This window comes from Serratia sp. szju (genome assembly GCF_044594185.1).
GTDB lineage: Bacteria > Pseudomonadota > Gammaproteobacteria > Enterobacterales > Enterobacteriaceae > Serratia > Serratia bockelmannii.
In genome coordinates this window covers 867,080-881,759 of record NZ_CP172576.1, presented here as the reverse complement: position 1 = coordinate 881,759, position 14,680 = coordinate 867,080, and the positions used below count along the sequence as shown (strand labels likewise).

Genomic DNA, 14,680 nt, shown 5'->3' with positions numbered 1-14,680 from the left:
AAGTTGGATTTTGTATAAGCTTAACGCAGTATTTTGAGCGCCAAAAGTGAAGAATTCGCCTGTTGCGCGGCGGTGGCAAAGCGCGGCGGGCGGCGTCCGGAATAAGGTTGAAGAGGGCTGCCGTCATGATAGCGCGGAGTCTGCCCTGGCCCCGGAGCAAACACCATAACAGGAAAGTAAAATCAATAAGGAGAACACGTGCCAAAGTACCCGGTCATGTGCTTGATATCTGTGTTGCTTGCGGCACCTGCGGCCTATGCGGCGAACGTGCGGCTGCAGGTGGAGGGGTTAAGCGGAGAGTTGGAAAAAAACGTCCGGGTGCGCCTGTCGTCGATCACGCCTGAAGAGGTCGGCACCGACGGCCGCTTCCGCGCGCGGGTGGATGAGGCGGTGCGCCAGGGGCTGCGCGCGCTCGGCTATTACCAGCCGACCATCGAGTTTACGCTGGACGACCGACCGGGAATGTCGCGCCCGGTGCTGCATGCCAAGGTCAATCCGGGCGAGCCGGTGCGTATCGCCGGCGCCAATATCGTGCTGGAGGGCGGCGCGAAGACCGATGAAGACTACCTGACGCTGGTAAAGAAGGGGCGGCCGACCATCGGCGAGATCCTCAACCACGGCAAGTATGACAGTTTCAAAGGCTCGCTCACCGGCCTGGCGCTGCGCAAAGGCTATTTCGACGCCGACATGACCAAAAGCCAGCTCGGCGTGGCCGAAGATCTGCACAAGGCGTTTTGGGACATCGATTTCAACAGCGGCGAACGTTACCGCTTCGGCAAGGTGAAATTCACCGGTTCGCAAATCCGCGAAGACTATCTGCAAAATCTGGTGCCCTTTCATCAGGGGGATTACTACAGTTCGGAGGATTTGGCCGAGCTGAACCGCCGTTTGTCCGCTACCAACTGGTTCAACTCGGTGGTGGTGTCCCCTGATTTCAACGATGCCAAAGAGAACAAGATTTTGCCGTTGGACGCGCTGGTAACGCCGCGTACGCGCAATACCATCGAAACCGGTATCGGTTACTCCACCGACGTCGGCCCGCGGGTGAAAGGCACCTGGAAAAAGCCCTGGCTCAACGATCGCGGCCACAGCCTGGAAACCAGCGCCAGCGTGTCGGCGCCGGAGCAGCAACTGGATCTGACCTATAAGATCCCGCTGCTGAAGAATCCGCTGGAGCAGTATTACCTGCTGCAGGGCGGGCTCAAGAACGTCGATCTTAACGACACCAAATCCGTGACCTCCAAAGTGGTGGCCTCACGCAACTGGGATCTCTCCAGCGGCTGGCAGCGGGCGATCAACCTGACCTGGCGCTGGGATAACTTTACCCAGGGCAACGTCAGCAACACTACCATGCTGTTGTACCCCGGCGTCAGCTTCAACCGCACCCGCTCACGTGGTGGCCTGATGCCGACCTGGGGCGACAGCCAACGCTACTCCATCGACGTGTCCGACACCACCTGGGGCTCCGGCGTGGACTTCGCGTTGATGCAGGCGCAAAACGTCTGGATCCGCACGCTCGCCGACAAGCATCGTTTCGTGGCGCGCGGGCAGGTGGGATGGATAGAAACCAACGACTTCGACAAGGTGCCGCCGGATTTGCGCTTCTTCGCCGGCGGTGACCGCAGCATTCGCGGCTACAAGTACAAAGACATTTCGCCGCGCGGCGACGACGGCAAGCTGACCGGCGCCTCCAAGATGCTGACCGGCTCGCTGGAGTATCAATACAACGTGACCGGCAAATGGTGGGGGGCGATGTTCGTCGATTCCGGTGAAGCGGTGAACGATATCAAGAAAAGCAACTTCAAGACCGGCGCCGGTGTCGGCGTGCGCTGGCAGTCGCCGGTGGGGCCGGTGAAGTTGGATATCGCCGCGCCCGTGGGGGACAAGGACACTCACGGGATGCAGTTCTACATCGGTTTGGGGCCTGAACTATGAGCCTGGTTAAAAAGATTTGTCTCGGATTTCTGGTCGTCCTGCTGTTGCTGATCGGCGGGCTGGCCTTTCTGGTGGGCACTACCACCGGTTTGCATATGGTCATCAACGGCGCGGCGCGTTGGGTGCCGGGGCTGGAGATCGCCGGCGTCAGCGGCGGCTGGCGCGATCTGACGCTGAAGGGCGTGAAGTATCAGATGCCGGGCGTGACGGTCAACGCCGGGCAGTTCCATCTGTCCCTCGATCTCTCCTGCTTTAAGCGCAGTTCGCTGTGCGTCAATGCCTTGACCGCCCAGGACGTGGATGTGGCGGTGAACACCAAAGAGATGACGCCCTCCGCGCCGGTGGAGGAGAGCAGTGAGCCGACCACCAATCTCAGCACCCCTTATCCGATCACCCTGCGCCTGTTGGCGCTGAACAACGTCAAGGTCACCGTCGACGACACCGCCATTTCTCTGGCCGAGTTTCGCACCGGCGCACAGTGGCAAGAGCGCGCTCTGACGCTGATGCCAACCAAGATCGGCTCGTTGCTGATCGCCTTGCCGAAAACGCCGCAAAATCCGTTGCCGGAAGCGGTGCAACCGGCGGTTGAGGTAGCGAAAAAGGTCGGTGAGCAGGTTACCGACGCGGCGAAACCGGCGCCGCAGCCGGAAGAGAAGCCGCTCGGCGAAACGCTGAAGGAACTGTTCGCCAAACCGCTGTTGCCGGATCTGCCGGACATCCGCCTGCCGCTGGATATCACCGTCAAAGAGATCAGCGGCGAACAGCTGCGCTTGACCGGCGATACCGATGTGCTGATCACGAGTCTGTTGCTGCAGGCCAGCACGCAGGATCAGCATATCCAACTGGACAACTTCGACGTGAAGTCGCCGCAGGGCACGCTGTCGGTGCAGGGGCAGGCGACCCTGACCGGCGACTGGCCGGTGGCCCTGACCGCCAACAGCGCGCTGAACATCGAACCGCTGAAGGGCGAGAAGGTGAAGCTGAACATCGGGGGCGGGTTGCGTGACGAGCTGAAAGTCGCGCTGAACCTGTCCGGCCCGGTCGGCGCCCAGCTCGATGTGCAAACCCGGCTGGCCGAAGCCGGCTTGCCGCTGGCGCTGACGTTGCAAAGCAAGCAGCTGAAATGGCCGCTGAGCGGCGAGGCGCAGTACCAGGTCAACGATTTTCGCCTGCGCTTTAACGGCAAGGCGACCGACTATGCGCTGTCGACACGCGCCAATCTGAAAGGCCAGGATCTGCCGCCGGCGGTGCTGACGCTGGACGGCAAAGGCAACGTTGAGCAGTTCAAGCTGGAGCGCCTGCGGCTGGCGGCGCTGCAGGGCAATACCGATCTCACTGCGCTGGTGGACTGGAGCAAGGCCATCAGCTGGAACTCGCAATTGACGCTGAGCGGCATCAATACCGCCAAGCAGTGGCCGGAATGGCCGGCGAAGCTGGATGGCAAGATCACCACGCGCGGCAGCCTGCACGGCGGCAGCTGGCAGCTGCAGGTGCCGGTGCTGCAGCTGGACGGCAACGTGAAGCAGAACAAGGTCACGGCGCGCGGTACGCTGAGCGGCAACGCCGCCGGGCAGTGGAAAATCCCCGGCATCGATCTGACGCTGGGGCGCAACCAGCTGAACGTCAAAGGGCAGCTGGATGAGAAAAGCTGGAACCTGGACGCCAACATCGACGCGCCGCGTCTGGACGGCGCGCTGCCGGGCCTGGGCGGCACCGCCAAAGGGCTGTTGAAACTGCGCGGCAATCTGCAGGCGCCGCAGCTGCTGGCGGATTTGACCGCCTCCGGCTTGCAGTGGCAGGCGCTGCGCATCAACCGCGTGAAAATAGACGGCGACGTGCGCTCCACGGATCAGATCCAGGGGCAGTTGGCGGTACGCGTCGAGCAGCTGAAGCAGGACGCGCTGGAAGTCAGCCTGCTGACCCTCGACGCCAAAGGCAGCGAGAAGCAGCATCAGCTGCAGTTGAAGATCGACGGCAAACCGGTCTCCGGCCAGCTGGCGCTACAGGGCAGCTTCGATCGTCAGCAGCAGCGCTGGCGCGGCAATCTGAACAATACCCGCTTCGATACGCCGGTAGGGGAGTGGCGCCTGACGCGCGCCATCGCGCTGGATTACCTGAACACCGCGCAGAAAATCAGCATCGGGCCGCACTGTTGGCAGAACCCGAACGCCGAGCTGTGCGTGCCGAAGACCATTGAAGCCGGCCAGAGCGGCCAGGCTAGCGTGGTGCTCAATCGGTTCGACCTGGCGATGATCAAGCCGTTTCTCGGCCCGGAAACCGCCCTGAGCGGCGTGTTCACCGGCCGGGCCGACGTCAGCTGGAAACCGGGCGGCGCGCTGCCGGAGGCGAAAGTCACGCTGGCCGGCAACGGCGTCAAGGTGGTACAGCAGGTGCAGGGCAACGCGCTGCCTATCGCTTTCGATACGCTGACCCTCAACGCCGGCCTGAACAACGGCCGCGCGCAGGCCGACTGGCGGATCAAACTGACCAACAACGGCCAGTTTGACGGCAATATCCAGGTGGTGGATCCGCAGGTGCGGCGCACCATCAGCGGCAACGTCAATATCACCAACATCTCGCTGGCGCTGATCAACCCGGCGCTGATGAAGGGCGAAAGTGCAGCGGGCATGCTGAACGCCAACCTGCGTCTGGGCGGCAGCGCGCAGAAGCCGCTGGTGTTCGGGCGTCTGGCGTTGGATCGGGCGAAGGTGCAGGGGCACTGGATGCCGTTCGATATGACCGACGCGCGGCTGGCGGTGAATTTCAACGGCATGACCTCGACGCTGGAGGGGCTGCTCAGCACCACCCGCGGCCAGCTGAATCTGGCGGGCGATGCCGACTGGCGTGACATCAACGCCTGGCGTGCGCGCATTGCCGCCAAGGGCGACAAGCTGCGGGTGACGGTGCCGCCGATGATCCGCATCGACGTGTCGCCGGATCTGGTGTTCGAAGCCACGCCGCAGCTGTTCTCGCTCAACGGCAAGGTCGATATCCCTTGGGCGCGCATTACGGTGCAGGAGCTGCCGGAAAGCGCGGTGGGCGTCTCTTCCGACGAGGTGATGCTGGACGATCAGCTGAAGCCGATTCAGCCGAAGACCGCCTCGATCCCGATCAACAGCAACCTGATGATCCACGTCGGCAACGACGTGCGGCTGGACGCCTTCGGCCTGAAAGCCCGCTTGAAGGGCGATCTGAAGGTGGTGCAGGACAAGAAAGGGCTGGGCCTCAACGGCCAGATTGACATCCCTTCCGGTCGCTTCCATGCTTATGGTCAGGATTTGATCGTGCGTAAAGGGCAGCTGATGTTCTCCGGCCCGCCGGATCAGCCGCTGCTCAATATCGAAGCGATCCGCAACCCGGAATCCACCGAGGACGACGTGACTGCCGGCGTGCGCGTGACCGGCCTGGCGGATGCACCGAAGCTGGAAGTGTTCTCCGATCCGGCCAAATCGCAACAGGAAGCCTTGTCTTATCTGCTGCGCGGCCAGGGCTTGAGCAGCTCCGGCGCCGACGGCAACGCCATGACGTCGATGTTAATCGGCATGGGGGTTGCACAAAGTGGTCAACTTGTGGGTAAAATCGGCGAGGCATTCGGCGTGAGTAATTTGGCTCTGGACACTCAAGGGGTTGGCGACAATTCCCAGGTTGTCGTGAGCGGCTATGTCCTCCCAGGCTTACAAGTAAAATATGGGGTGGGCATTTTCGACTCGCTGGCCACGCTGACGTTGCGTTATCGCCTGATGCCTAAGTTGTATCTTGAAGCGGTGTCTGGTCTCGACCAGGCATTAGATTTGCTCTATCAGTTTGAGTTTTAGCGATGCGAATAATTGTCTACGGCAGTTTACGGCGCAAACAGGGAAACAGCCATTGGATGACCAACGCCCAATGGCTCGGCGAGCACGAGCTCGAAGGCTATCAGATTTATAATCTGGGCCATTACCCGGCGGCGATCCCTGGAGAGGGCACGATACATTGCGAGGTGTATCGTATTAACTCATCGATTCTGGCAGAGCTGGACGAACTGAAAAGCAACACCAAGGACTATAAGCGCGAGCTGATTCAGACGCCTTATGGGAGTGCGTGGATCTACCTGTACAAACACAGCGTGGACGGTTACCCGCGGATTACCAGCGGTGACTGGCTGAAGCGTCTCGAAGAACAGTAAGAAAAAAAACACCGCTCAATGAGCGGTGTTTTTTCATCGGACGGCGGCTGGAATTACTTCTTGGCAGCGCGTTCGAAGGAGGCGATGATTTCCGCTTTAGCCGCGGCAGCGTCTGCCCAGCCTTCCACTTTCACCCATTTGCCTTTTTCCAGATCTTTGTAGTGCTCGAAGAAGTGAGCGATCTGGGCTTTCAGCAGTTCCGGCAGGTCGTTCACGTCTTTCACGTGATCGTACTCTTTGGTCAGCTTGCTGTGTGGTACCGCAACCAGCTTGGCGTCTTCACCGGCTTCGTCGGTCATCTTCAGTACGCCAACCGGACGGCAGCGGATCACGGAGCCCGGCTGCAGCGGGTATGGGGTTGGGACCAGTACGTCAACCGGGTCACCGTCCAGAGACAGGGTGTGGTTGATGTAGCCGTAGTTGCACGGGTAGAACATCGCGGTGGACATGAAACGGTCAACGAACAGCGCGCCGGTTTCTTTGTCGATTTCGTATTTGATTGGATCGGCGTTGGCCGGGATTTCGATTACTACGTAGATGTCTTCCGGCAGGTCTTTGCCAGCAGGGACCAGATTCAAGCTCATGTCGGTTTCCTTTAATCATCAAACCAGAAATGGAGTGGCGGCTATTATAGCGGACTCTTTTGCGATTTCCTGCCCTTTTCATCGTCGAAAACCCAGTGTGCCGGCGCAGGGATAATTTCCAGATTAATCCCGCCGCGGCATGAAGTTTTGCCTTCGCCTGCCGATAACTTCAACAAACAATAATGAGCTAGCAAAGCTGGCTCCGCGTTTTGCCACCCCTACTACGTCTGATCTCACAATTTCTGAAGCCGGGAAGAACTCATGCTAAAAAAGATTACGGTGAAGGCTGGGCTGATCGCCCTGCTGAGCCTGATGACCATGTTGCTGATCATGGTCAGCGTTATTGGCGTCAACGCGATTAACGAAGGATCGCGATCGATCCATACCTTGAACCAGATCCTCGGTGAAGAGCTGGGCTCGCTGGCCAACAGCTCCAACCTGACGCTGCGCGCCCGAACCGCCGCTTCGTTGGCGGTGCGCCAACGGGAGATCGGCCAGATCGATGTGTCCGACGCCACCGTGGGCCGCATCTACGGTTACCTCGATCAGTCAAACAAGGAAATGGCGCGCTTTGTCGGCGTCGGCACCGTGACCGATCGCGGCCGCGAACTCTCCAATCGTCTGCAAAACAGCTATCGCGCCTACCTCGAGCAGGGCGTGAAGCCGATGGCTGCCGCCATCAAGGCCGGCAAAATCGATGAGTATTACCATATTCAGGAGACCCGCATCTCTGCGCTGAGCATCGCGTTTGAAAAGGATCTCAGCGATTTCCGCAGCTTTGCCATGAAGCTCGGCGAAAAGCAGGTGTATGACGCGGAAAACAACGCCAGCACCAAGATTTCGCTGATCGTGGTGGCGGGCCTGCTCAGCGTGCTGCTGGCGGTGCTGGCCTGGTTCGCGCTGCGCGTGATCATTTTGCGCCCGTTGGACGAGTCCATCGCGCAGTTGGAACACATCGCCGGCGGCGATCTGACCCATGAGATCCGCGGTGAGGGTGATACCGAGATGGGCCGCTTGGTGCGGGCGATGCAGCGTATGCAGCAGGCGTTGGCCAGTTCGGTCAGCAAAGTGCGCGATGCCAGCAGCCAGATCGACACCGGTTCACGCGAACTGGCGGCCGGTAACCTGCATCTGGCGCAGCGTACCGAAGAGTCGGCCGCTTCGCTGGAAGAGACCGCCGCCAGCATGGAACAGCTGACTTCGACGGTGAAAATGAACGCCGAGAACTGCGAGCAGGCCAACCAACTGGCGCTGAGCGTGTCCGATATCGCCAACCAGGGCAGTGACGTGGTCAGCCAGGTGATGAGCAAGATGCAGGCGATCACCGACAGTTCGCGCCGCATCGCCGACATCATCAGCGTGATGGACGGCATCGCCTTCCAGACCAATATCCTGGCGCTGAACGCGGCGGTGGAAGCGGCGCGTGCCGGCGAGCAAGGCCGCGGTTTCGCGGTGGTGGCCGGTGAAGTGCGCAGTCTGGCGCAGCGTAGCGCCCAGTCGGCGAAAGAGATTAAAGGGCTGATTGAAGCGTCGCAGAACAGGGTGCAGGAAGGCGAACAGATGGTGGCGTCGGCCGCGCAGACCATGAGCGGCATCACCGGTGAAGTGGGCCGGGTGACGGCGTTGATGCGTGAGATCTCGGCGGCGACGCGCGAACAAAGCAGCGGTATCGAACAGGTAAACCTGGCGGTGGCGCAGATGGATCAGGTGGCGCAGCAGAATGCGGCGCTGGTGGAAGAGTCGGCGGCGGCAACGCGCTCGCTGGAAGATCAGGCTCAGCTGCTGGCGCAGAGCATGGCGGCGTTCAAGCTGTAAGGCGATAAGGGTTCGGCGCGGTGCCGAACCCTTGCCAGAAACGCGTTACTCGTCCGGGTTTTCGGCGATGAAGCGTTCTGCGTCTTCTACCATCGACTTGGTGCCGACGAAGAATGGCGCGCGCTGGTGCAGTTTCACCGGCGTGATGTCCAGAATGCGGTTTTTGCCGTCGCTGGCTTTACCGCCGGCCTGTTCGGCCAGGAACGCCATCGGGTTGCATTCGTACAGCAGGCGCAGCTTGCCTTGCGGATGGCTGGCGGTGCTTGGGTAGATGTAGATGCCGCCTTTCAGCAGGTTGCGGTGGAAGTCCGCCACCAGAGAACCGATGTAGCGCGAGGTGTAAGGGCGCTGCGTCGCTTCATCCTGCTCTTGGCAGTACTTGATGTATTTCTTCACGCCGAGAGGGAACTTGATGTAGTTGCCTTCGTTGATGGAATACATGTTGCCGCTCGCCGGGAAGCGTACTTTCTCGTGGGAGAGGCAGAACACGCCCAGAGACGGGTCGTAAGTAAAGGCGTGGACACCGTAACCAGTGGTGTACACCAGCATGGTGGACGAACCGTAAACCACATAACCCGCTGCGACCTGGGCGCTGCCCGGCTGCAGGAAGTCTTCTTCGGTCACCGGCGTGCCGACCGGCGTGATGCGACGGTAGATAGAGAAAATCGTACCGACCGAGACGTTGACATCGATGTTGGACGAACCGTCCAACGGATCCATCAATACGACATACTTGGCATTTTCAGCACGCTCGCCGTCGAATATCACGATTTCATCTTCTTCTTCGGAAGCGATACCCGCAACTTCACCACGCGCTTTCAACGCCGCTTTCAGTTTTTCGTTCGCGTACAGGTCCAGTTTCATCTGAACTTCGCCCTGTACGTTGGACACCCCGCTGGTCCCCAGAATATCAACCAGGCCAGCCTTGTTGATGTCGCGGTGGATGATTTTGGCGCCCAGTTTAATGGCAGAAAGTAACGCGGTCAGCTCGCCGGTGGCGTGCGAGAAGTCGTGCTGTTTCTCGACGATAAATTCGCCTAACGTTTTCATGACACAATCCCTGAATCTACGGATGGATAGCGGCCTGTTAACAAACCGCCAACGTTTTCGCGAGCAGTGTAGCCCAAAGATGCGCGCCATTCATAGGCAAATCCATTTCTTCTGGACGATTCTGAGCGTTAGAATATGCCGACATTCGATGCACTCACATGAGAAACCTATGCGCATTCACATTCTTGGGATCTGTGGCACCTTTATGGGCGGGTTGGCGATGCTGGCGCGTTCACTGGGGCATGACGTCACCGGTTCGGACGCCAACGTCTATCCGCCGATGAGCACGCTGCTGGAGAACCAGGGGATCGATCTTATTCAGGGTTATGATCCAGCCCAGTTGGATCCGGCGCCGGATCTGGTGATCATCGGCAACGCCATGACGCGCGGCAACCCGTGCGTGGAGGCGGTGCTGGAGCGTGGCATCCCTTACGTTTCCGGCCCGCAGTGGCTGCACGACGCCGTGTTGCGCGATCGCTGGGTACTGGCGGTCGCCGGTACCCACGGCAAAACCACCACCGCCGGCATGGCGACCTGGATCCTCGAGGCCTGCGGTTACCAGCCCGGCTTCGTCATCGGCGGCGTGCCCGGCAACTTCGACGTATCGGCGCGCCTCGGCGGCAGCCCGTTCTTCGTGATTGAGGCCGACGAGTATGACTGCGCGTTCTTCGACAAGCGCTCCAAGTTCGTGCACTACAGCCCGCGCACGCTGATCATGAACAACCTGGAGTTCGACCACGCCGATATCTTCGACGATCTGAAAGCCATCCAGAAACAGTTCCACCACTTGGTGCGCCTGGTGCCGGGCAAAGGCAAGATCATCCTGCCGGACAACGACAGCCACCTGAAGCAGGTGATGGCGATGGGCTGCTGGAGCGAACAGGAGCTGGTGGGCGAAGAGGGGACCTGGCGTGCGCAGAAGCTGACGCCGGACGCCAGTCATTACGCGGTGTTCCTCGACGGCGAGCAGGTCGGCGAAGTGAACTGGGCGCTGGTGGGCGAGCACAACATGCATAACGGCCTGATGGCCATCGCCGCGACTCGCCACGTTGGCGTGCAGCCGGCAGACGCCTGCCGCGCGTTGGGCGATTTCATCAACGCCCGCCGCCGCCTGGAGCTGCGTGGCGAAGCCAACGGCGTCACGGTTTACGACGACTTCGCGCACCACCCGACCGCGATCCTGGCCACCCTGGCCGCGTTGCGCGGCAAGGTCGGCGGCACGGCGCGCATTCTGGCGGTGCTGGAACCGCGATCCAACACCATGAAAATGGGCATCAGCAAAAACGATCTGGCGCCTTCGCTCGGCCGCGCCGACGAAGTGTTCCTGTTCCAGCCGCATCACATTCCATGGCAGGTAGCGGAAGTGGCTGATGCCTGTGTGCAGCCGGCGCACTGGAGCGCGGATCTCGACACGCTGGTGGACATGGTGGTGAAAACCGCACAGCCGGGCGACCACATTCTGGTGATGAGCAACGGCGGTTTTGGCGGCATTCACGATTGCCTGCTGGACGCGCTGGCGAAAAAGCAGGAGCCGAAGGTGACCTACTGATTGTTCAGTAGCATAAGCCACTCTAAGGGCCGCATTTGCGGCCTTTTTTACGCCCATAAAAAAGCCCTCGCGAGCGAGGGCAACGGGGTTCGTCGGATAGGACGACGAGAGGGTCTCTGGGAAATCGGCGTTTGCGTCAGAACTCGGCAGTGGCAGTGACGAGGGTAATCAGCTCTGCAAAGCCGTTCCCAGAGTTGTTATTTGTAAATCTCGGCGGTGGCGTGGTAGTTGCCTTCGTTACGCGCTTCGATCACGCGGTAGGCGGTCGCGCCTTTAGCGTCGGCTTTCTCCGACAGCGCCTGGCGAATGTCGGTCGGTGCGCCGTCGATACCGCTGACGGTAATGGTGCCGATAGATTGCAGATTGGCGGTCTGATCGTTAGTCACCAACTGGGCGGCAGATGCGCCGAAGGAGATGACGGACAGCAGACCGAGTGCAGCAAGCGTAGTTTTCATGTTCATGATAGCGATCCTTGGTCATAACAGCCTGGAAGGGCTTGGCAGCGATTTTTATTCTTGAAGGCCGTTATGACAGCGTTTGATTCCAGAGATGTATTGCCCGTTGCCGGGTAATGTCGTTACTTATTTGTAGATTTCAGCGGTCGCGTGGAAGTTGCCGTCGTTACGCGCTTCGATCACGCGGTAAGCGGTCGCCCCTTTGGCGTCAGCTTTGTCAGACAGTGCCTGGCGGATGTCGGAAGGCGCAGCGGCGACGCCACTCACGGTGATCACACCGGCGGGTTGCAGTTGTGCGGCCTGGGTTGCATCAACAGATTGTGCTGCGAATGCACCAAATGAAAGCATGGACAGAACGCTCAGGGTTGCAACGGTAGCTTTAATTTTCATTATCTCACCTCATCGTATTCTTTTATCAGTTCCAACGAACTGTGATTCAGTTCACGAAAATGAGTATACAGCTAGTAACGCGAAAAATTAATAGTTCGCTAACAGTTGCTAGTGAAACTTTAACCTTATGATCCTTATTTTTTATAACTGTAAGGAATAAAAAACGCTCATAAAACGATCTTTTGATGTTAAATTTATGTAATTTCAATAAGGTAAGTGCTTTTAACCAAAAGTGCGGAAGATCACAGTGGGTACTGCTGGTTACATGGCGATGTCATGGAAATGTGTTGTTGCGGGATAAAAAAGCAGTGTTAAACGCGGTTAAAGGCCGGGGAGGTAACGCGAGGGTTAAAGAAGCGCTAACAAAATGCGGAAGGTAGCCGCACTTTGTTAGCGCCAGGTTTCACAGCTCTTGCTCAAACACGCCCAGGATCGCTTCATGCAGCTTCTGAGCGGTAAAGCCGCTGGACGGGGTGACGAAAATGGTATCGTCGCCGGCAATCGTGCCGAGGATGCCCTGGGATTTACCCAGTGAGTCGAGCAGGCGGGCGATCAGCTGCGCGGCGCCCGGGCTGGTATGGATCACCACGACGGCGTCGTTATGGTCGACGTCCAGCACCAGATTCTTCAACGGGCTGGTGGTGGTCGGCACGCCGAGTTCGGCAGGAAGGCAATACACCATTTCCATTTTGGCATTGCGCGTACGTACCGCGCCGAACTTGGTCAGCATGCGCGATACTTTGGATTGGTTAATGTTTTCGAAGCCTTCTTCTTGCAGCGCCAAAACGATCTCGCCTTGAGAACTGAATTTTTCTTCTTTCAATAACGCTTTGAACGTCTTGATCAGATCTTCCTGTTTTGCGGGATTACGCATTTTGCACCGTGGAATGTTGATAGTGGAAGTCATGATTATGCATATAGATGAATTTTTATGCAACAAAGGCCGCCCCAAAGAAAATAAAAAAGACCGGGCGGCGAGGAAAGGGCGGCATTTTAACAAAATCCGGCCGCGATGAATATGCCCTTTTGACGACGGAAAATCGGCCTACGGTGGTAAATAAAATGTTATTAAAATGATGTTGTTCTGATGTTGCGTAAGGGTGTAATGTAACGGCCGGTTAACTTGCTCGTGAATAACCTCGCACTATTTTTGATTAGTGTGCGCTATGCCCTTCATGCGCAAGCGATTTAATCTAAAATGGGCGCGACAGCGGCCGTTTTATTACACCTGCAGGCAAGAATTGGCTAATTTATTGTTTTAAAAGGTGTAATGACTCAAGGTCCGTAACCAACACATTCACGGCGCTTTATATATTTAAGATAATAAAGGAGTATAGGATGAAAGTTGCAGTTCTCGGTGCTGCTGGCGGTATCGGCCAGGCCCTCGCCCTTCTACTCAAAACCCAGCTTCCTTCAGGTTCTGAACTCTCTCTCTACGACATTGCCCCCGTTACCCCAGGCGTTGCCGTCGACTTAAGCCACATCCCAACCGCAGTTAAAATTAAAGGCTTCAGCGGCGAAGACGCGACCCCGGCTCTGCACGGTGCGGACGTGGTGCTGATTTCCGCCGGCGTGGCCCGTAAGCCAGGCATGGATCGCTCTGATCTGTTCAACGTTAACGCCGGCATCGTGCGTAACCTGATTGAGCAAGTGGCGAAAACCTGCCCGAAAGCCTGCATCGGCATCATCACCAACCCGGTTAACACCACGGTCGCCATCGCGGCGGAAGTGCTGAAAAAAGCCGGCGTTTACGACAAGAACAAACTGTTCGGCGTGACTTCGCTGGATATCATCCGTTCCAACACCTTCGTGGCCGAGCTGAAAGGCAAGCAGCCGGAAGAGCTGAACGTGCCGGTTATCGGCGGCCACTCTGGCGTGACCATTCTGCCTCTGCTGTCGCAGATCCCTGGTGTGAGCTTCACCGATCAGGAAGTGGCGGATCTGACCAAACGCATTCAGAACGCCGGTACCGAAGTGGTAGAAGCCAAAGCCGGCGGCGGGTCTGCAACGCTGTCCATGGGCCAGGCGGCCGCACGTTTCGGTCTGTCTCTGGTGCGTGCGCTGCAGGGCGAAAAAGGCGTTGTGGAATGCGCTTACGTTGAAGGCGACGGCAAATACGCTCGCTTCTTCGCGCAGCCGCTGGTGCTGGGCAAGAACGGCGTTGAAGAGCGTAAAGATATCGGCACCCTGAGCGCCTTCGAGCAGAAAGCGCTGAACGAGATGCTGGACGTGCTGCACAAAGATATCGAACTGGGCGAGAAGTTCATCAATAACTGATCGATACCGAGAGTCAGCCGATAAACGCCGCCGGACGCTGTTCCGGCGGTTTTTTTTTGTTCCGCGTTCACGACTTGATGCGTGCTTTGCGATCCAGCAGGCAATCGCTGTGCGGATCGTAATAACGGCTTGGCCAGATCTCCGATGGGTGAATGCCTATCGCTTCGGCGATCAGCCATTCCCCCTTCGGCCACGGGCGCGACAGCGCATTGGCCAGCGTCGATGAGCTCAATCCGGCCTTGCGCGATACCGCCGCCAGCGTGGTGCCCTGCTTGCGTAGCGCCGCGATGATATCTGCCGGGTGCCAATCTGGGTTCCTTGAATTCATGTTTACATTCCTTTTCTGATTAGCCAAAGTTGCGTTAGTGGTATAACTAACGAGTCAAAGTTAAGCGTTTGAACAACGTGAAACGTTTATTCGGAAACCAGAATACCATTAAATTTCCTAAAAAATACCCAG

At 58.4% G+C, this 14,680-nt stretch carries 12 protein-coding genes; 6 read left to right on the top strand and 6 right to left on the bottom strand.

Annotated elements, in window-relative coordinates:
* Nucleotides 1–216 precede the first annotated feature (216 nt).
* Genes RE418_RS04250 through RE418_RS04240 form a run of 3 tightly spaced genes read left to right on the top strand, consistent with a single transcriptional unit; the run spans nt 217 to nt 6,100 of the window.
* Nucleotides 217–1,935, top strand: coding sequence for an autotransporter assembly complex family protein (locus RE418_RS04250; RefSeq protein ID WP_169540592.1), 1,719 nt, complete (start codon nt 217–219; stop codon nt 1,933–1,935).
* On the top strand, nt 1,932–5,750 hold the full coding sequence (locus RE418_RS04245) for a translocation/assembly module TamB domain-containing protein (protein ID WP_043139281.1): 3,819 nt from the start codon (nt 1,932–1,934) through the stop codon (nt 5,748–5,750). The genes RE418_RS04250 and RE418_RS04245 overlap by 4 nt, the downstream gene beginning before the upstream one ends.
* A 2-nt stretch (nt 5,751–5,752) precedes the next feature.
* Complete coding sequence (locus tag RE418_RS04240; protein WP_025159589.1) at nt 5,753–6,100, top strand: gamma-glutamylcyclotransferase; 348 nt, start codon at nt 5,753–5,755, stop codon at nt 6,098–6,100.
* A gap of 53 nt (nt 6,101–6,153) precedes the next feature.
* Here the strand turns inward: RE418_RS04240 and ppa are convergent, their stop codons facing one another.
* Entirely contained in the window at nt 6,154–6,684 is a 531-nt protein-coding gene (gene ppa, locus RE418_RS04235; protein WP_004933594.1) for an inorganic diphosphatase, read from the bottom strand.
* 261 nt (nt 6,685–6,945) lie between these two features.
* Between ppa and RE418_RS04230 the strand changes: the two genes are divergently transcribed.
* Nucleotides 6,946–8,499, top strand: coding sequence for a methyl-accepting chemotaxis protein (locus RE418_RS04230; RefSeq protein ID WP_089181570.1), 1,554 nt, complete (start codon nt 6,946–6,948; stop codon nt 8,497–8,499).
* A 45-nt stretch (nt 8,500–8,544) separates the two neighbouring features.
* Here the strand turns inward: RE418_RS04230 and fbp are convergent, their stop codons facing one another.
* Nucleotides 8,545–9,549: a class 1 fructose-bisphosphatase gene (fbp, locus tag RE418_RS04225; protein WP_004933587.1), complete on the bottom strand. Its 1,005-nt coding sequence runs from the start codon at nt 9,547–9,549 to the stop codon at nt 8,545–8,547.
* 169 nt (nt 9,550–9,718) lie between these two features.
* Between fbp and mpl the strand changes: the two genes are divergently transcribed.
* A complete protein-coding gene (gene mpl, locus RE418_RS04220) occupies nt 9,719–11,098 on the top strand; it encodes a UDP-N-acetylmuramate:L-alanyl-gamma-D-glutamyl-meso-diaminopimelate ligase (protein WP_089181571.1) in 1,380 nt (459 codons plus the stop codon).
* Between the two features lie 197 nt (nt 11,099–11,295).
* On the opposite strand, the gene yhcN (RE418_RS04215) is transcribed toward mpl, so the two are convergent.
* The 3 genes from yhcN (RE418_RS04215) to argR all read right to left on the bottom strand — a co-directional run bounded on the left by yhcN (RE418_RS04215) (nt 11,296) and on the right by argR (nt 12,817).
* Nucleotides 11,296–11,559 (bottom strand): peroxide/acid stress response protein YhcN, encoded by a 264-nt coding sequence (gene yhcN / locus RE418_RS04215; RefSeq protein WP_025305042.1) that lies wholly within the window; start codon nt 11,557–11,559, stop codon nt 11,296–11,298.
* Between the two features lie 120 nt (nt 11,560–11,679).
* The gene (gene yhcN, locus RE418_RS04210) at nt 11,680–11,943 is read right to left on the bottom strand and encodes a peroxide/acid stress response protein YhcN (protein ID WP_025305043.1); all 264 of its coding nucleotides are present in this window, start codon (nt 11,941–11,943) and stop codon (nt 11,680–11,682) included.
* Nucleotides 11,944–12,346: 403 nt separating this feature from the next.
* A complete protein-coding gene (gene argR, locus RE418_RS04205; RefSeq protein WP_016929335.1) occupies nt 12,347–12,817 on the bottom strand; it encodes a transcriptional regulator ArgR in 471 nt (156 codons plus the stop codon).
* Between the two features lie 464 nt (nt 12,818–13,281).
* Here argR and mdh point away from each other — a divergent pair, with 464 nt between their 5' ends.
* Nucleotides 13,282–14,220 carry a malate dehydrogenase gene (gene mdh / locus RE418_RS04200; RefSeq protein WP_004933569.1) on the top strand — a complete coding sequence of 313 codons (939 nt, stop codon included), beginning with the start codon at nt 13,282–13,284 and terminating at the stop codon, nt 14,218–14,220.
* A 67-nt stretch (nt 14,221–14,287) separates the two neighbouring features.
* Here mdh and RE418_RS04195 read toward each other — a convergent pair whose 3' ends face one another.
* Nucleotides 14,288–14,548: a helix-turn-helix transcriptional regulator gene (locus tag RE418_RS04195; protein WP_004933567.1), complete on the bottom strand. Its 261-nt coding sequence runs from the start codon at nt 14,546–14,548 to the stop codon at nt 14,288–14,290.
* Nucleotides 14,549–14,680: the final 132 nt, after the last annotated feature.